Source organism: Pandoraea sp. XJJ-1 (genome assembly GCF_026802345.1).
GTDB classification, from domain to species: domain Bacteria; phylum Pseudomonadota; class Gammaproteobacteria; order Burkholderiales; family Burkholderiaceae; genus Pandoraea; species Pandoraea cepalis.
Genome location: NZ_CP113827.1, coordinates 1,659,604 through 1,673,908, shown reverse-complemented (window position 1 = coordinate 1,673,908; position 14,305 = coordinate 1,659,604). Strand labels below are relative to the sequence as shown.

Below are 14,305 nucleotides of genomic sequence, written 5' to 3'. Positions count from 1 at the left end.
TACTGCCCCCGCAAGCGATATTGGTTTTGTTTTGTCAAGCCCACTACAACATCCACGACGATCGGAACGACGCCACTCGGTCCGCGCCACGCCGGAAGCGGAAATGCTCACGCAGCGTCGTCGTCGCCGTGGTGAACGCCGCCCCGTGCGCGTTTCGGCAGGTGCCACAGGAACGATGGGCAAAGGGGCCGGAAAACGGGGCCGCTTCATAGGCGTCCGCGCCGCACAGACAACGGCCTTTCATCACGCCCTCCCCCTGAAAACCGCCCGCTGTGCCTTGTGACATCAGGCTGGCACACGACTTTTACGTAGGGGACGATTGTAGGACGATGGCCGCTCGCCAAGCAAAGAATCTTTCGTTTCCTTGCCGGGCGAGCATCTCATGCGCGCAACACGGGTGCCCTGATCGTCATCAAATCGCAATGACGGCACAGACCGGCACATACGCCCCCCGTCCGGGGAAAACGTTGCCCCATTGTCATCAATGACGGTTACCATGGCGCGGTTTCGCCGACGGTCGATTCCGCCGGGGTCCACTCGGATCCGGTTCCATTTTTCTACCGACATCGCGTCATGAACGAGCTAGCGCCCGCCTCCGCCGCCCCTGCCGTCGCCTCGCTTTGCCTGCGTACCGCTTGGCTGAGCGCGTTCGCGTGCTTGTTGCTGGCACTGTTCGCCATCCCGTGGATCGACCGTCCGGTGGTGGACTTCGCGCACGTGCATACTCAAGGTACGCGGTGGATTCAGCACATAGCGGAGTTGCCCTCGCCGCTGTTTGTGCTGGCCTGGCCGACGTTTGGGATCGTTGGCGCCGCGCTCGTCTGGCGACACCGCCTCCCGGCGTGGGCGACGACGCTGTGGCTTGCGGCGGGTGCCGTAGGCGTTGGCAGCGTGCTCAAGCAAGGCCTGAAGTTCGCTTTCGGGCGGACGTGGCCGGCCACGTGGGTTCATGACAATCTGTCTTATCTGCGCGACGGCGTGTTCCAATTCCGGTGGTTCGGCGGCGATGGTGCCGCGTATGCGTCGTTCCCCTCGGGGCATCTCACCGTCATGCTGGCGTTCGCCACCGTGCTCGCGCTGCGACACCCTGCGCTGCGCTGGCCGTGCGCCGTTGCCGTTGTGCTGACGGCCTTCGGCCAGCTCGCCGCCGCTTATCACTGGACGAGCGATGCGCTCGCAGGGGCCGCGCTCGGCATCGCAGTGGGCACGATGTTTGTCGAGGCTTGGCAACGCTGGACCACTCGGCACGGGGTTGCGGTGTAGATGGATTGGCGGGCATGCCGTAGCGGCGCACCGCACGATTGCACTACACTTGAACCTGCTGCGCGCATCGCTCCCCATTGGAGAACGAGCGCGCTGTCTGCGCCGCCTCTTGCCCCTCAGTTTCGACGGAGCCTGTGATGACGACGTCCCTGATTCTCAATGTGATTGGCCCGGATCGTCCGGGTCTGGTCAACGCGATCGCCGATCGCGCGAGCGCCGCCGGCGCCAACTGGCTGGAGAGCCGTCTGGCCAATCTGGCCGGCCAGTTCGCCGGCATCATCCACCTGCAAGTCCCCGACGAACACGCCGACGCGCTCACGCAAGCCCTGCAGGCGATGGAAACCCAGGGCCTGCGCATCGCCGTCACGCGCGCCCAGAGCGCCGCCGCCGACCCGGCCGCACGCGCGCTTCAGCTCGATCTCGTCGGGCAGGATCATCCGGGGATCGTCAGGGAAATCTCACACGTGCTCTTCTCGCGCGGCATCAGCATCGATGAACTCGCCACGGAATGCGTCGAAGGATCGATGTCGGGCGGCACGCTGTTTCGCGCGACTGCCCGCCTGCACGTTCCCGCGAGCGTCAGCACGGAATCGCTGCGCGAGACGCTCGAAAGTCTGGCCGACGACCTGATGGTCGATGTCGAACTCGATTCGCCTTCCGGTGCGTGAGCGCGCACCGATGAAGCGGGTCTTCCTGTTCTTCCTCGGGGCGGCCGTCGTCGTCGCCCTGCTCTCGCTGCTGCCCCTGCCGTTCGAGCGCCAGACCCACATCGTGAGCACGGTCACGGTGCAGGCGCCGCCGCAGGCCGTCTACGACTACGTGACCACGCCGGCCAATTGGCCGAAATGGCATCCGGCGTCGCTCGCCGTGCAGGGCGCGACCGATCACTCGCTCGTCGTGGGGGAAAAAGTCGCCGAAGAGTTTCGCCTCGCGGGACGTCACGGCATCATTCACTGGAAGGTCGTCGAGGCGAAGCCGCCGCTCGAATGGCGCCTCGAGGGCGAGATGAACCGACGTCCGTCGGGAGAAGTCCGCTACACGCTCACGCCCGACGGCACGGGTACGCGCTTCGAGCGCGACGTCGTCTATCGCACGCCGAATCTTCTGTTATTGATGCTCGATCCGATCTTCATCGGCCCGCGCATGCGCGCGGAGTCGGCGCAGGGCGCGAAGCAACTCGAACAAATCTTCGCGACCGCGACGGCCGACACTCCCGCGCCGGCGTCGATGTCGTCGGTCGCCACAAGTTCCGCGCAGGCCCACTAGCGGTAGGTGTCGTGATGGCTCGGGGTGGCGTCGTGGTGTCGTAGCGTGCCAGTGGCGTGGTGGCGCGGCGCCGAGGCGTCTCGGTGTCGCCTCGCAGCGCCCAGCCTACTCGTTGAACGTGGCCGCCATCGCCTCGGCCGCCGCCTGAAGTTCCGGCAGAAACGTCATGAGCGCGTCAAGCGTGCGGCGCTGCGCGCTCGCCTGCACCGCGATGGCCGCGCACGCGCGATTGCGGTCGAGCATCACGGGCACGGCCACGGCGATCATGCCCGGCACATGCTCTTCGTTGTTGGTGCCGACCCGGCGCTTGCGCGTCTCGCTCAACTCCTCGCGCAAGTCCTCGAGATCGGTGATGGTGTTCTCCGCACGCGGTCGCAGCGGCAGATGCGCGATCAACTTCTCGCGGCGCGCGCGAGGCAGGAACGCCAGCAGCAGCTTGCCGCTCGCCGTGCAATGCAACGGCACACGCGAGCCCGGCGCGAGCTTGAGCTGACGCGACCAATCCGTCTCGACTCGGTCGAGGTAGACCAGGTCGTCGCCCGAGAGCATCGACAGATTGCACGTCTCACCCAGCTTGTCGACCAGTTGCTGAAGAATCGCATGGCGCGCAGCCGCAGGGCCGACGTGCATCAACGCATTGACGGCCATCGCGCGCACCCGCGACGACGGCTCGTAATGCCGACTGCCGGCTTCGCGCGACACGAGAAACGCCGCTTCGAGCTGCTTGAGAATGCGATGCACCGTCTGCTTGGGCAGACCGATGGCGGCGACAATTTCCGCCAAGGTCATTGGCGTGCCTGACGCACTGAGAATTTCGAGAATGCGAAATGCGCGGACGGCCGCGGCGTTCGACTGATTGCTCATGTCGGTACTGGGGTCTCGGGGTCGAGTTGTGTTCTGAATCGTTATCGCTCGCGGCGGCCTCCCTGCTGCTCAACGTCGACACGCCACCGCCCCAGCCCGCTCCCAAGCTGCCACGCCGCCATGCCGTCGCACCGCGACGTCCCGTTTTCCGCATTCTAGTGCCAATCGGCCTTCGTTGACGATTGGAGACAAACCCGGAGATATGCCAAATACCGGATATCGACTGCCGACCGCCCACCGACGGCAGGCGACGACCCAGCCTGCCGCCGGTCGTCCACCGTCGCCCCGCTCGCTACCGGCATGCCAGGGTCGCGACCGCGGCGGCGACCCCCGACGGTGCCGCTCAGGCCTTGCCCGACAACACGCGCAACCGATGAATCAGGCTCGAGGTGTCCCAGCGCGAACCGCCGAGCGACTGCACATCCCCATAGAACTGGTCGACGAGCGCCGTGACCGGCAGCGACACGCCGTTGCGCTGTGCTTCGGCCAGGCAGAGGCCCAGATCCTTGCGCATCCAGTCCACCGCGAAGCCGAAATCGAACTTGCCGTCGATCATCGTCTGCCCGCGATTGTCCATTTGCCAGCTCGCTGCCGCCCCTTTGCTGATGACGTTGAGCACGAGCGGCATGTCCAGACCGGCACGCTGGCCGAAGTGGATCGCTTCCGACAGTCCCTGCACGAGACCGGCGATGCAGATCTGATTGACCATCTTGGCCACCTGCCCCGCGCCGGCCTCGCCCACGCGCGTGACGGCTCGGCCGTAGGCGCCCAGCGTCGGGGCCACCCGGTCGAACGCCGGCGCGTCGCCGCCGCACATGATCGTCAGCACGCCGTTCCTGGCACCGGCTTCGCCACCCGAGACGGGGGCGTCGACGAAGTGCAGCCCCTTCGCGCGCGCGGCGGCGTAGAGTTCGCGTGCCACGTCGGCCGAGGCCGTTGTGTGGTCGACGAAGACGGCGTTCGCCTTCATGCCGGCGAAGGCGCCGTGCTCACCGAGCACGATACTGCGCAGGTCGTCGTCATTGCCGACGCAGGCGGCCACGATATCGGCGTCGCGCGCTGCCTCGGCCGGCGTGGCGGCGGCCGCACCGCCATACTCGTTGGCCCATTGCTGCGCCTTGGCAGCCGTGCGGTTATAGACCGTGACCTGATGACCGGCACGTTGCAGATGACCGGCCATGGGATAACCCATCACGCCCAGGCCGAGAAACGCGACACGGACAGACGTTGCTTGCGATGAAGGGGAAGTCAATTCGAGGGCCTCGCAGGTTGATTCGCTATGAGGGAACCCAGGGGCGCACGAAGCAGGGGGCACCCGCGGGGTCCTGTCTGAAATTCAGGGGGCTTGCGAGCCACCATTATAAAGATGGGCAGCCCTCGGGCGCCAGCGCAATCCCCCGCCACACGGGGGATCCGCGCAAATTGGCCCCAGTTTGGTGCGCCGTGGGGCTTTCAGTAATTCCCCGTAAACATGAGGCCATCGTTACCGTTTGAAAAATTGTGTTTCCGTGACTGGCGTTGGTCTCAGGTTCCGCTACAATGCGCGGCATGGCTGATTTTGATACCTGTTGGTCAATTCGCGTTTACTACGAGGACACGGACGCCGGAGGCGTCGTCTTCTATGCCAACTATCTGAAATTCTTTGAACGGGCCCGAACCGAGTGGCTTCGTTCGCTCGGCATCGAGCAGCTCGCGCTGGCCCGCGAAACCGGCATGATTTTCATTGTGCGTGCAACCGCACTCGACTATCTGGCCCCCGCCCGGCTGGACGATCTCCTCACCATCAAAAGCCGCATCGAGCGCGTTGGCGGCGCCTCTGTCGATTTTCACCAGGAAGCCTGGCGAGACGCGCCGGACGGCAGCAGCGAACTGTTGGTGCGCGGCAGCATCAAAATCGGCTGTGTGGCGGCCAACACGCTGCGCCCAGGCAAGATTCCCGCGAACGTGCGCCTCGCCATGCTGTCGGCCGCCGCAGCGGGTGAGCCGCCCCGTTCGGCAGCCGCCTGAAGCCAACAACAAGAATTCCGGTCAGTCAATAACCACACCATGCCCGATCAAGACCTTTCCATTATTTCGCTGGTCCTGCATGCCAGCGTGCTCGCTCAGGCCGTCATGGGCCTGCTGCTGGTGCTCTCGCTGCTCTCGTGGACCCACATCTTCCGCAAGATCTTCGCGATTCGCCGCGCCCGCACCCAGACCGAGCGCTTCGAACGCGATTTCTGGTCGGGTGGCGACCTTCAGGCGCTCTATCAAAGCGCGCTGAACAACCGTCATCAGACGGGGGCGCTCGAACGCATCTTCGAATCGGGTATGCGCGAGTACATCAAGGCGAGCGAGAAGGGTCTGCACGATCCGAGCGCCATTCTGGACGGCGCGCGTCGTGCGATGCGCGCTTGCTATCAACGCGAAATGGACTCGCTCGAAGCCAATCTGCCGTTCCTCGCATCGGTCGGCTCGGTGAGCCCGTACATCGGTCTGTTCGGCACGGTGTGGGGTATCATGAACGCTTTCCGCGGCCTGTCGAACGTGCAACAAGCCACGCTCGCCAATGTAGCGCCCGGTATCGCGGAAGCACTGGTGGCGACGGCCATCGGTCTATTCGCCGCAATCCCTGCCGTGGTCGCCTACAACCGCTTCGCCAACGACATCGACCGACTGTCGATCCGCTTCGAAAGTTTCGTCGAAGAATTCTCCAACATCCTGCAACGGCAGATTCACTAAGCACTCCGGGAGCGCCGAGACATGGCAGGTTCTATGCGCAACGCTCGCCGCGGCCGTCGCGCCATGGCGGATATCAACGTCGTACCGTACATCGACGTGATGTTGGTGCTGCTCGTCATTTTCATGGTGGCCGCGCCGCTGGTCGCGCCGTCGATCGTCAACCTGCCGAGCGTCGCCAACGCGAGCCCGCAGCAGCAGACGCCGCCCGTGGTCGTCAACATCGAGGCCGACAACCGGATGCTGGTGCGCTACAAGGACGGCGAGAACACCATCGAGCAGCGCATGGGCGCCGCCGATCTGACGGGGTTCCTGCAAGGGCGTCAGGCCGCAAATCCGGATCAACCGGTCGTCATCGCCGCCGACAAGTCGGTGCGCTATGAAATCGTCATGAATGTGATGTCCGATCTCAAGGCCCAGGGCGTCAAGCGCGTGGGCCTGCTCGTCAAGCAGAAATGAGCCGCACCGCAGCCCGCACCGACCGTGCCAATCGCCCTATCGGCCCACGCAACGATGAGCGGGGCACGGGTCGGGCATTTCTCCTCGCGCTGTTCATGCACGCGCTGCTGTTCGCGCTGCTCTTCTATGGCATGCGCTGGCAGAACAGTTCGCCGGCCGGGTCAGAGGCCGAGCTGTGGACACCGTCCGAAGTCGCGGAGCCGACGCCGCCCGTGGTGACGCCGCCGCCGACGCCCGCGCCGCCCGCCGTGGCCGCGCCCACGCCGCCGGTCGAAGACGCCGACATCGCCCTCCAGCAAAAAAAGCGCAAGCAGGAGCAGCAGGCCGCCGAGCAGGCACGCCTGCTCGAAGCGCAGCAGGAGAAGGCACGTCAGGAAGCGCTCAAGCAGAAGCAACTTGCCGAGCAGCAGGCAGCAGCCGACATCGCTCGCAAGAAGGCGGCGGAGGAAGCCGCCCGCCAGCAGAAGCTGGCCGACCAGAAGAAGGCCGACGAGTTGAAGCATCAGAAGGATGAAGCGGCGAAGAAGGCCGAAGCGCTCAAGCAGCAGCAACTCGTCGATGCACAGAAGAAGGCGGACGCCGAGAAGAAGGCCCAACAAGACAAGGCGGCCAAGGCCAAGGCCGCGCAGGAAGCGGCGGCACAAAAAGCAGCCGACGCCGCACGCGCGCAGCGTCTGGCGGCGTTGCGCGGGATGGCCGGAGGCACGGCCGGCGCGACCGGCAACGGTCTGGGCTCGCAGGCCGGCGGTACGGGCTCGGGCGCAGGCGGCACAGCGTCGGCGGGCTATGCCGATCGCGTGCGCGCGAAGGTCAAGCCGAACATTGCTTATGGCGGCGACACCACGGGCAATCCCACGGCCGTCGTCTCGGTACGTCTGGCGCCGGATGGCAGCGTGCTGTCCATGCAGCTGGTCAAATCGAGCGGCAATCCCGCCTGGGACGCCGCCGTGCAGTCCGCTATCACCAAGTCCGATCCATTGCCACGCGACACCAATGGCAAAGCCCCCCCGAGCGTCAACCTTCGCTTCAGCCCAAAAGGCTGAGAGTGTTGTCAAACGGGAACGATAACCGAGCGACGTGAGTCCATTTTCATCCGAGTGTGGTAAAAATGGCGCTTGCACCGCGTAACTGACCAATCGAACGCATGCGAATTTCCAGTCAATATGCATGGCGTGCGCTGGTGGCCACCTGGCTCACCGCAGCGTGCACGATCGCCCATGCGCAGACGCCGCTGACCGTTGACATTACGGGCGTCGGCACCAACCGTTACCCGATCGCCGTGTCCAATTTCAAGGGCGCCGCGCCGACGGACATCGTGTCCGTCGTCAAGGCCGACCTGAGCAACAGCGGGCGCTTCAATCAGATCGATACGGGCGGCGCCGCCGTCGGCGTGGACGATTCGGTCGATCTCGGCACTTGGCGCGCCAAGGGGGCGAATGCCTTCGTCTCGGGCACGATCGTCCCCGCGGGCAACGGCAACTTCCAGGTCAGCTTCCGTTTATACGATGCCGTGAACGGACAACCGCTCGGCGGTCTGGCCCTCACCTCGTCGGCCGCGAACTTGCGTCTGACGGCGCACAAGATCGCCGACTACATTTACCAGAAGCTGCTGGGCGACCGCGGCGTGTTTGCCACGCGTCTGTCCTACGTGTTGCACAGCGGCAACCACTACCAGTTGCAGATTTCGGATTCCGACGGCCAGGATGCGCGCGTTGCGCTCAACAGCCGCGAGCCGATCATCTCACCGGCCTGGTCGCCGGATGGCACGAAGGTCGCCTACGTCTCGTTCGAGAAGCGCAAGCCCGTCGTGTACATCCACGATCTCCCGACCGGCCGTCGTGCCGTGTTGGCCAACGAGAAGGGCAACAACTCGGCGCCCGCGTGGTCGCCGGACGGCAGCAAGCTTGCCGTGGCCCTTTCGCGCGACGGCAACACCCAGATCTATCAGGTCAACGCCAATGGCGGTGGCCTCAAGCGTCTGTCGCGCAGCGGCGCGATCGACACCGAACCGCAGTATTCCCCGGACGGCAAATGGATCTACTTCACGAGCGATCGTGGCGGTGGTCCGCAAATCTACAAAATGCCGGCCGGTGGCGAAGGGGCAGGCGCTGCGCAGCGCGTGACCTTCAAGGGGAGTTACAACGTCAGCCCGCGAATCAGTCCCGACGGCAAGTTGCTCGCGTTCATTGCGCGACAAGGCGGCGGATTCAAACTGTGCGTGCAGGATATGAGTACTGGCGATGTTACGGCTCTGACCGACACCAGCCACGACGAGTCACCGAGTTTTGCTGCAAACGGCAAGTACATTCTTTATGCAACGCAGTCGGGGGGCCGCAAGGTTCTCGCGGCAGTCTCGGTGGACGGGCAAACCCGGCAGATTCTTCAGGTTCGGGGAGGGGAAGTTCGCGAACCCTCCTGGGGCCCTTTCATGCAATAACATCAACAGCAACATCAATCGGAGGCTCAAATGAGTTCCCTGCTTCGTAATATCCTCGCCATCTCTTCGCTGGCCGCTCTGGCCGCTTGCTCGTCGGGCGTGAAGCTCGACGACCAGGCTAACGCCAACAAGGGTCAAGCCACGGACGCCCGTGCTGTCGCCCCCGTCGACGCCTCGGCTGACGAACTGAACAACCCGAACGGCCCGCTCGCCAAGCGCAGCGTGTACTTCGGCTTCGACCAGTACAGCGTCGATGCTCAGTACACCCCGATGCTCCAGGCGCATGCTGCGTTCCTGAACAAGTACTCGCAGCGCCACGTGCTGGTGCAGGGCAATACCGACCCGCGCGGCACGAGCGAGTACAACCTGGCACTGGGCCAGAAGCGTGCCGAATCGGTGGTGAAGGCGATGTCGGCACTGGGCGCCAACACCAACCAGATGGAAGCCGTTTCGCTGGGCAAGGAAAAGGCAACGGGTACGGACGAGGCCAGCTGGGCTCAGGACCGTCGCGCCGATCTGGCTTATTGATTGAATCGTCATGACGTCTCGTTTGCTTAAAAACATGATCTGCGCGGTGACGCTCGGCACTGCGGTGCTGAGTCCGCTGGCGCATGCCGGATTGTTCGATGACGACGAGGCGCGCAAAGCGATCCTCGATATCCGCAGCCGTCTGGATTCGGACAAGCAGCGGATCGAGGGGCTCACGCGCAACGTGCTGGATTTGAACAATCAGATTCAGCAGTTGCAACGTGATCTGGCCGACCAGCGCGGTCAGAACGAAGATCTGAAAAACCAGCTTGCGAACCTGCAACAGAGTCAAAAGGATTTCTACAACGACCTCGACGGTCGATTGAAGAAATTCGAACCGCAGCAGATGACCGTCGGCGGCGTGACAGGCACCGTCCAACCGGGCGAGAAAGATGTCTTTGACGCCGCGCTGACGAAATTCCGCAATGGTGACTATAAGGGTGCGCAAACGGCATTCCGAACCTTCTCGGCCAAGTATCCCGACAGCCCGTATCAACCCGAAGCTCAGTTCTGGCTTGGCAATGCGCAGTACGCCAACAAGGATCTGAAGGGGTCGACCGCGACGCTGCAGGGGATCGTGACGAAGTACCCGACGAGCCCGAAGGCTGCCGAGGCAATGCTGGCAATCGCCAGTAACCAGGCGGAATCCGGGCAGATTGCGTCAGCGAAGAAAACGTTGCACGATTTGGTGGCCAAGTACCCGGACAGCGAATCGGCGGCCGAGGCCAAGAAACGTGTGGCCAAGCTGAAGTAAGACGTCTCGCGGGAGACTGCGCGAACCAGCCTGCCGTGTGAGGTCACTCGTCAAACGCATAACGCCGCCTTTGGGCGGCGTTGTCGTTTCCAGCGCATGCCGGATCACCGTCGTTGCCGTCATCGTCAACGCTGCCGCGACCGCCAGGCGCTCCCATCCTTCCGGGCTTTGCGGATGCCGACCGCGACCTCAAGTAGAATACGGGCTTTGCAAGCGTTCGAAGCGCGGCGTCTCAGGGGATGTGTGCGGGTCCGATTGGGTCTGCAGGGCATGACGACCGCACCCGCGATGTGATCGCGCGCAGACTGCGCGCGGCACGTCTGATAATTACCATGCCGGCTACGCCCCGTGGCTCGCGACAACGAATCGAACGGCCGGGCACGGCCGCCATCGCCTTCTCGCCTAATGACCGACGTCGATCTCACCGCCCTCTCCCACACCGTCGTGTGGTTCACCTTTGCGCTGGCCTTCGTGTTTGGCGCTGTGCTGCAGCGCACGCATTTCTGCACGATGGGCGCGCTCTCCGACATCGTGAACATCGGCGATTGGAACCGCATGCGGATGTGGTTGCTCGCCATCGGTGTCGCGACCATCGGCACGGGGGCGCTGGCGTCGCAAGGTGTCATCGATCCTATCAAGGCGATTTACACGACGCCGCGCTTTACCTGGCTGTCGTATCTCGTTGGCGGCTGGCTGTTCGGTTTCGGCATGGTGCTGGCGTCCGGTTGCGGCAGCAAGACATTGGTGCGCATCGGCGGTGGGAATCTGAAGTCGCTGCTGGTTTTCGTGATGATCGGTCTGTCGGGCTACATGACGCTCAAGGGCTTGTTCGCGGTATTGCGCGTGACGGCCATCGATAGCGTGCAAACCACGTTTGCGACATCGCAGGATCTGCCGACATTGCTGGGCGGCTGGTTCGGTGGCGACGTACACCGCGCACAGCTCATTCTCGGGTTGGCGATTGGCGGGGCGTTCGTGATCGCGGCGCTCGCACGACGCGAATTCTGGACGTTCGATAATCTGCTGGGCGGCCTCGTCGTGGGCGCGATCATCGTGGCGTTGTGGTACGTCTCGGGCAAGTTAGGGTACGTGGCGGAGAATCCGAATACGTTGGAGGAGAGTTTCGTTGCCACGAATTCCGGGAAGATGGAAGCGTTGTCGTTCGTCTCGCCGCTCGCGTACACGATGTATTGGCTGATGATGTGGAGCGACACGAGCAACGTCATCACGTTGGGCATTTCGAGTGTGTTGGGTGTGATTGCCGGGTCGTTCGTCTATGCACTGGTGTCGCGCAATTTCCGTTGGGAAGGCTTTCAGGGCACGGAAGACACGGCAAACCACATGGTGGGTGGCGTACTGATGGGCTTCGGCGGCGTGACGGCCTTGGGCTGCACGGTCGGTCAGGGGTTGTCGGGCGTATCGACGCTGGCGCTGGGGTCGTTCCTCGCGACGGCGGCGATTCTCGTGGGCGGCGTCTGCGCGTTCAAGTACCAGATGTGGCGCATTGAGCGCAGCGTTTGAGCACAAGCCGCGCACAACCGCTCGAATCGCGCCAGAAAGAGCCGCCGTCGCGCCGCCCAGGTATTGACACTATGGTGACAGCGCCGCTATAATTTTGGTCTTCGTTGGGTCGTTAGCTCAGCTGGTAGAGCAGCGGACTTTTAATCCGTTGGTCGCAGGTTCGAATCCCGCACGGCCTACCAAACGAATTCAGGGGGTTACAGGCGCTTCGCTTGTAACCCCTTTCTCGTTTCCGGCGTCATGGAACCACCTTGCCGGCGGATTGCGTCAAGGAGACGCTGGCGCAACCGGCGCTACGCGCTGGCATACCACCTCACAACGCCCCGTCCCCCGCATCTCCTTTAGCGATCGTCGTCCTCGACATGGTCGCCGCTCGCCGGCGCAGACTCTCGTTGGACGGCTTGTCGCTTGCACTTGACGTGGTAGGCCGTCAGCACTGCATGCGCCACCATGTCCAGCGCGGGGCGCGTCTCGCCGTTCTTGTCAGTCCATACCTTCGGCGTGAGCGCACCAGACAGCGAAACAGAATCCCCATCATCCAGCGCTAGCAGTGCGGCCCGCGCATCATCGGCAAAGGCAATTACGTTCACGAACAGCGCCTCGCCGTCGCCCCCGGCCGCGAGAACCTTCGCAGTGGCATATGCCGTGCCGCCTTGCCCTTTGCGCTCAGCGGGCGTTCCGTAGACCTTCCCACCAATCAGACCATCAATCATCTTTCACCTCGTTATCACGCGCGACTGCCGCCCACGCTTCATTTGAACCCTCGAACGTCGAACCATACCCGTTCCACACGCCGGCGTGTTGGATACCCGTGAAGCAGCGCCTGAAACACCGGACAAAATCGCCCACTTGAACCAACGGGTCGACATAGAACGTAGACGAACGAGATTCTCCAGGAGGCAGTTGAATGCAGCCGTGCAGAAGGTGGTGAGCCGCGACGCGAAGCTTACCGGGATGGAAAATCGCGTCGCGTTTGCGTTGCGCACGCTATCCGAAATCAAGCGGTTGAGCGACAAGGGTTCAGGCGATACGGCCAACGAGACACGCAGGTTCGCCATGCGATGGATTTAGCAATTCTAGTGTGACGCTGCGCCCGGAATTTCGGGGCAAACGCCATCAAGGACAGCACGCCGGCAACATGTGATGTGACTTGGCATACTCCCGCAAAGCGTCATTCATTCGCGTCTGCCACCCGTCGCCCGACGCCTTGAACGCCTCCACCACATCACGATCAGCGCGCATGTTCAGCGTCACTTTACGTTGACCTTCCGGCAACGCCGGGCGTCCGCGACGCTTCAACACAGCATCCGCGCGCCCTTTCCCCAACACCTCGGTCAGCACTTCGCGCGCCGGACGCATCTGCCCCAACTGCTGGTCGGTCAACGGTGGGTTATCGGGATCCGTCTCGGCGGCACGCGTGATGGCCGCATCCTCGGCGTCGGTCATTGGGGGGGGTCTACGTTTCGTCATACTTTCGTACCTCGCGTCGGTTGGCTTTGCGAAGGCTGATCACTCGAATCGATTCGTCTCGCACTGTCAACACCATCACATGGAGTCTGTCCCCGAGCGGGCCAAGCGCAACAAACCGCGTTTCGTTGTAGTTGGCGCGCGCGTCGATCTCAAGCAACGCAGCCTCCAAGTCGAAAAACTCGGCAAGCGCCAGCGACAGTCCATGTTTTCTACAGTTTGCCTCGTCTTTCGCTGGATCGAACTCGATTTGCATTGATTTATTGTATGGGCATTAATTTACATACGTCAACGATTTTTTGTATGGACGGAAATCCACGACAAGACACCCGTTGACGAGCCGAACCCATCATCGCAGCAACACCGAATTCGAAATCTCAGCAAACTCCGAATCTACAACCGCCACCCGCAGGAACTCCGACAACTTCAGATCTCCCTAGTCGTATCCGCTCCCGCTATTGCTGCGCAAACCGCCCCACGAGCGTTCTCCCTGTTGCAGGCTCGGGGAGCGACAACATTCGGAGAATATCGAGACCTTGTAATCGTGCATCATCGCATCGCGGGCAGTCGATTCGCAGCCGACGTTCGTCACCGTGCCAGTCACGATCACGGTGTCGATGCCGCGCGCGGCAAGGCGTTGATGCAGGTCGGACGAGCCTTGGATAAAAGCGCTGAACCGCGTCTTGTCGACCATCTCATCCGCATCGCGAACGTCGAGCGGCGGATACAACGCGTGTCCGGGATGTCCGTCGACCAAGGTCTCGCCCAGACTCGCCCCCCCATCCCGCGCCGAATTCGTCGAAGCGCTGCCACGGCGCTTCGCCTGGCACGACCTGCGTGTGACGAATCCAATACACATGACCACCCGCCTCACGCAGCGCGCTCGCGAGCCGACTCACATTCGGCACGATCTCGCGCGCCATCGGCAATTCGCCGGGAAAGCCTGGGGCGACAAAGCCGTTCTGCAGGTCGATGATGTTAAGCGCGGCGCCGACAAGATCGCATCCCTGGCGTGGGGATGATTTTCT

General features: G+C 63.2%; 21 protein-coding genes and 1 tRNA gene. 14 read left to right on the top strand and 8 right to left on the bottom strand.

Going from position 1 to position 14,305, the window contains the following annotated elements; genetic code table 11:
* Positions 1 to 43: 43 nt before the first annotated feature.
* Complete coding sequence (locus OYT13_RS25240; protein WP_442796461.1) at positions 44 to 244, bottom strand: GFA family protein; 201 nt, start codon at positions 242 to 244, stop codon at positions 44 to 46.
* A 329-nt stretch (positions 245 to 573) separates the two neighbouring features.
* Between OYT13_RS25240 and OYT13_RS07595 the strand changes: the two genes are divergently transcribed.
* The 3 genes from OYT13_RS07595 to OYT13_RS07585 all read left to right on the top strand — a co-directional run bounded on the left by OYT13_RS07595 (position 574) and on the right by OYT13_RS07585 (position 2,529).
* A complete protein-coding gene (locus OYT13_RS07595; RefSeq protein WP_017235164.1) occupies positions 574 to 1,263 on the top strand; it encodes a phosphatase PAP2 family protein in 690 nt (229 codons plus the stop codon).
* 137 nt (positions 1,264 to 1,400) lie between these two features.
* Positions 1,401 to 1,931: a glycine cleavage system protein R gene (locus OYT13_RS07590; protein WP_017235165.1), complete on the top strand. Its 531-nt coding sequence runs from the start codon at positions 1,401 to 1,403 to the stop codon at positions 1,929 to 1,931.
* Complete coding sequence (locus OYT13_RS07585) at positions 1,900 to 2,529, top strand: SRPBCC family protein (protein ID WP_017235166.1); 630 nt, start codon at positions 1,900 to 1,902, stop codon at positions 2,527 to 2,529. The genes OYT13_RS07590 and OYT13_RS07585 overlap by 32 nt, the downstream gene beginning before the upstream one ends.
* 105 nt (positions 2,530 to 2,634) lie before the next feature.
* Here OYT13_RS07585 and OYT13_RS07580 read toward each other — a convergent pair whose 3' ends face one another.
* Complete coding sequence (locus OYT13_RS07580) at positions 2,635 to 3,393, bottom strand: IclR family transcriptional regulator (protein ID WP_017235167.1); 759 nt, start codon at positions 3,391 to 3,393, stop codon at positions 2,635 to 2,637.
* A gap of 343 nt (positions 3,394 to 3,736) precedes the next feature.
* Complete coding sequence (locus tag OYT13_RS07575; RefSeq protein WP_268567863.1) at positions 3,737 to 4,585, bottom strand: NAD(P)-dependent oxidoreductase; 849 nt, start codon at positions 4,583 to 4,585, stop codon at positions 3,737 to 3,739.
* A 356-nt stretch (positions 4,586 to 4,941) separates the two neighbouring features.
* Here OYT13_RS07575 and ybgC point away from each other — a divergent pair, with 356 nt between their 5' ends.
* The 9 genes from ybgC to OYT13_RS07530 all read left to right on the top strand — a co-directional run bounded on the left by ybgC (position 4,942) and on the right by OYT13_RS07530 (position 11,992).
* Positions 4,942 to 5,400: a tol-pal system-associated acyl-CoA thioesterase gene (gene ybgC, locus OYT13_RS07570; protein WP_026132192.1), complete on the top strand. Its 459-nt coding sequence runs from the start codon at positions 4,942 to 4,944 to the stop codon at positions 5,398 to 5,400.
* Positions 5,401 to 5,439: 39 nt separating this feature from the next.
* Positions 5,440 to 6,114, top strand: a complete 675-nt coding sequence (gene tolQ / locus OYT13_RS07565; RefSeq protein WP_017235170.1) for a protein TolQ — start codon at positions 5,440 to 5,442, stop codon at positions 6,112 to 6,114.
* Between the two features lie 21 nt (positions 6,115 to 6,135).
* Positions 6,136 to 6,570 carry a protein TolR gene (tolR, locus tag OYT13_RS07560; protein WP_026132193.1) on the top strand — a complete coding sequence of 145 codons (435 nt, stop codon included), beginning with the start codon at positions 6,136 to 6,138 and terminating at the stop codon, positions 6,568 to 6,570.
* Positions 6,567 to 7,613 carry a cell envelope integrity protein TolA gene (tolA, locus tag OYT13_RS07555; protein WP_261938833.1) on the top strand — a complete coding sequence of 349 codons (1,047 nt, stop codon included), beginning with the start codon at positions 6,567 to 6,569 and terminating at the stop codon, positions 7,611 to 7,613. Before tolR ends, tolA begins: the two co-directional genes overlap by 4 nt.
* A 101-nt stretch (positions 7,614 to 7,714) precedes the next feature.
* Complete coding sequence (tolB, locus tag OYT13_RS07550) at positions 7,715 to 9,007, top strand: Tol-Pal system beta propeller repeat protein TolB (RefSeq protein ID WP_017235173.1); 1,293 nt, start codon at positions 7,715 to 7,717, stop codon at positions 9,005 to 9,007.
* A gap of 30 nt (positions 9,008 to 9,037) precedes the next feature.
* Positions 9,038 to 9,535 carry an OmpA family protein gene (locus OYT13_RS07545; RefSeq protein ID WP_017235174.1) on the top strand — a complete coding sequence of 166 codons (498 nt, stop codon included), beginning with the start codon at positions 9,038 to 9,040 and terminating at the stop codon, positions 9,533 to 9,535.
* Between the two features lie 10 nt (positions 9,536 to 9,545).
* Entirely contained in the window at positions 9,546 to 10,289 is a 744-nt protein-coding gene (gene ybgF, locus OYT13_RS07540; RefSeq protein WP_261938834.1) for a tol-pal system protein YbgF, read from the top strand.
* A 405-nt stretch (positions 10,290 to 10,694) separates the two neighbouring features.
* The gene (locus OYT13_RS07535) at positions 10,695 to 11,810 is read left to right on the top strand and encodes a YeeE/YedE family protein (RefSeq protein ID WP_150564634.1); all 1,116 of its coding nucleotides are present in this window, start codon (positions 10,695 to 10,697) and stop codon (positions 11,808 to 11,810) included.
* A 106-nt stretch (positions 11,811 to 11,916) separates the two neighbouring features.
* A tRNA-Lys gene (locus tag OYT13_RS07530) sits at positions 11,917 to 11,992 on the top strand.
* A gap of 159 nt (positions 11,993 to 12,151) precedes the next feature.
* Here OYT13_RS07530 and OYT13_RS07525 read toward each other — a convergent pair.
* A complete protein-coding gene (locus OYT13_RS07525; protein WP_017232391.1) occupies positions 12,152 to 12,523 on the bottom strand; it encodes a single-stranded DNA-binding protein in 372 nt (123 codons plus the stop codon).
* A 190-nt stretch (positions 12,524 to 12,713) separates the two neighbouring features.
* Here OYT13_RS07525 and OYT13_RS07520 point away from each other — a divergent pair, with 190 nt between their 5' ends.
* Positions 12,714 to 12,881, top strand: coding sequence for a hypothetical protein (locus tag OYT13_RS07520; RefSeq protein ID WP_017232392.1), 168 nt, complete (start codon positions 12,714 to 12,716; stop codon positions 12,879 to 12,881).
* A gap of 45 nt (positions 12,882 to 12,926) precedes the next feature.
* Here the strand turns inward: OYT13_RS07520 and OYT13_RS07515 are convergent, their stop codons facing one another.
* The 4 genes from OYT13_RS07515 to OYT13_RS25235 form a co-directional block, all read right to left on the bottom strand.
* The gene (locus OYT13_RS07515; RefSeq protein WP_017232393.1) at positions 12,927 to 13,256 is read right to left on the bottom strand and encodes a BrnA antitoxin family protein; all 330 of its coding nucleotides are present in this window, start codon (positions 13,254 to 13,256) and stop codon (positions 12,927 to 12,929) included.
* Between the two features lie 10 nt (positions 13,257 to 13,266).
* Positions 13,267 to 13,533: a BrnT family toxin gene (locus OYT13_RS07510; RefSeq protein WP_017232394.1), complete on the bottom strand. Its 267-nt coding sequence runs from the start codon at positions 13,531 to 13,533 to the stop codon at positions 13,267 to 13,269.
* A gap of 180 nt (positions 13,534 to 13,713) precedes the next feature.
* Complete coding sequence (locus OYT13_RS07505) at positions 13,714 to 14,034, bottom strand: isochorismatase family cysteine hydrolase (RefSeq protein ID WP_051060072.1); 321 nt, start codon at positions 14,032 to 14,034, stop codon at positions 13,714 to 13,716.
* Positions 13,973 to 14,206: a hypothetical protein gene (locus OYT13_RS25235; protein ID WP_442796484.1), complete on the bottom strand. Its 234-nt coding sequence runs from the start codon at positions 14,204 to 14,206 to the stop codon at positions 13,973 to 13,975. The genes OYT13_RS07505 and OYT13_RS25235 overlap by 62 nt, the downstream gene beginning before the upstream one ends.
* Between OYT13_RS25235 and OYT13_RS07500 the strand changes: the two genes are divergently transcribed.
* Complete coding sequence (locus OYT13_RS07500) at positions 14,135 to 14,299, top strand: hypothetical protein (protein ID WP_268567552.1); 165 nt, start codon at positions 14,135 to 14,137, stop codon at positions 14,297 to 14,299. The two genes, OYT13_RS25235 and OYT13_RS07500, sit on opposite strands and share 72 nt — an antisense overlap.
* Positions 14,300 to 14,305: the final 6 nt, after the last annotated feature.

Bases quoted from the DNA above. Each gene is read 5' to 3' on its own strand.
- OYT13_RS25240 (WP_442796461.1), bottom strand. From the start codon at position 244: ATGAAAGGCCGTTGTCTGTGCGGCGCGGACGCCTATGAAGCGGCCCCG.
- OYT13_RS07595 (WP_017235164.1), top strand. From the start codon at position 574: ATGAACGAGCTAGCGCCCGCCTCCGCCGCCCCTGCCGTCGCCTCGCTT.
- OYT13_RS07590 (WP_017235165.1), top strand. From the start codon at position 1,401: ATGACGACGTCCCTGATTCTCAATGTGATTGGCCCGGATCGTCCGGGT.
- OYT13_RS07585 (WP_017235166.1), top strand. From the start codon at position 1,900: ATGTCGAACTCGATTCGCCTTCCGGTGCGTGAGCGCGCACCGATGAAG.
- OYT13_RS07580 (WP_017235167.1), bottom strand. From the start codon at position 3,393: ATGAGCAATCAGTCGAACGCCGCGGCCGTCCGCGCATTTCGCATTCTC.
- OYT13_RS07575 (WP_268567863.1), bottom strand. From the start codon at position 4,585: ATGGGTTATCCCATGGCCGGTCATCTGCAACGTGCCGGTCATCAGGTC.
- ybgC (WP_026132192.1), top strand. From the start codon at position 4,942: ATGGCTGATTTTGATACCTGTTGGTCAATTCGCGTTTACTACGAGGAC.
- tolQ (WP_017235170.1), top strand. From the start codon at position 5,440: ATGCCCGATCAAGACCTTTCCATTATTTCGCTGGTCCTGCATGCCAGC.
- tolR (WP_026132193.1), top strand. From the start codon at position 6,136: ATGGCAGGTTCTATGCGCAACGCTCGCCGCGGCCGTCGCGCCATGGCG.
- tolA (WP_261938833.1), top strand. From the start codon at position 6,567: ATGAGCCGCACCGCAGCCCGCACCGACCGTGCCAATCGCCCTATCGGC.
- tolB (WP_017235173.1), top strand. From the start codon at position 7,715: ATGCGAATTTCCAGTCAATATGCATGGCGTGCGCTGGTGGCCACCTGG.
- OYT13_RS07545 (WP_017235174.1), top strand. From the start codon at position 9,038: ATGAGTTCCCTGCTTCGTAATATCCTCGCCATCTCTTCGCTGGCCGCT.
- ybgF (WP_261938834.1), top strand. From the start codon at position 9,546: ATGACGTCTCGTTTGCTTAAAAACATGATCTGCGCGGTGACGCTCGGC.
- OYT13_RS07535 (WP_150564634.1), top strand. From the start codon at position 10,695: ATGACCGACGTCGATCTCACCGCCCTCTCCCACACCGTCGTGTGGTTC.
- OYT13_RS07525 (WP_017232391.1), bottom strand. From the start codon at position 12,523: ATGATTGATGGTCTGATTGGTGGGAAGGTCTACGGAACGCCCGCTGAG.
- OYT13_RS07515 (WP_017232393.1), bottom strand. From the start codon at position 13,256: ATGACCGACGCCGAGGATGCGGCCATCACGCGTGCCGCCGAGACGGAT.
- OYT13_RS07510 (WP_017232394.1), bottom strand. From the start codon at position 13,533: ATGCAAATCGAGTTCGATCCAGCGAAAGACGAGGCAAACTGTAGAAAA.
- OYT13_RS07500 (WP_268567552.1), top strand. From the start codon at position 14,135: ATGACCACCCGCCTCACGCAGCGCGCTCGCGAGCCGACTCACATTCGG.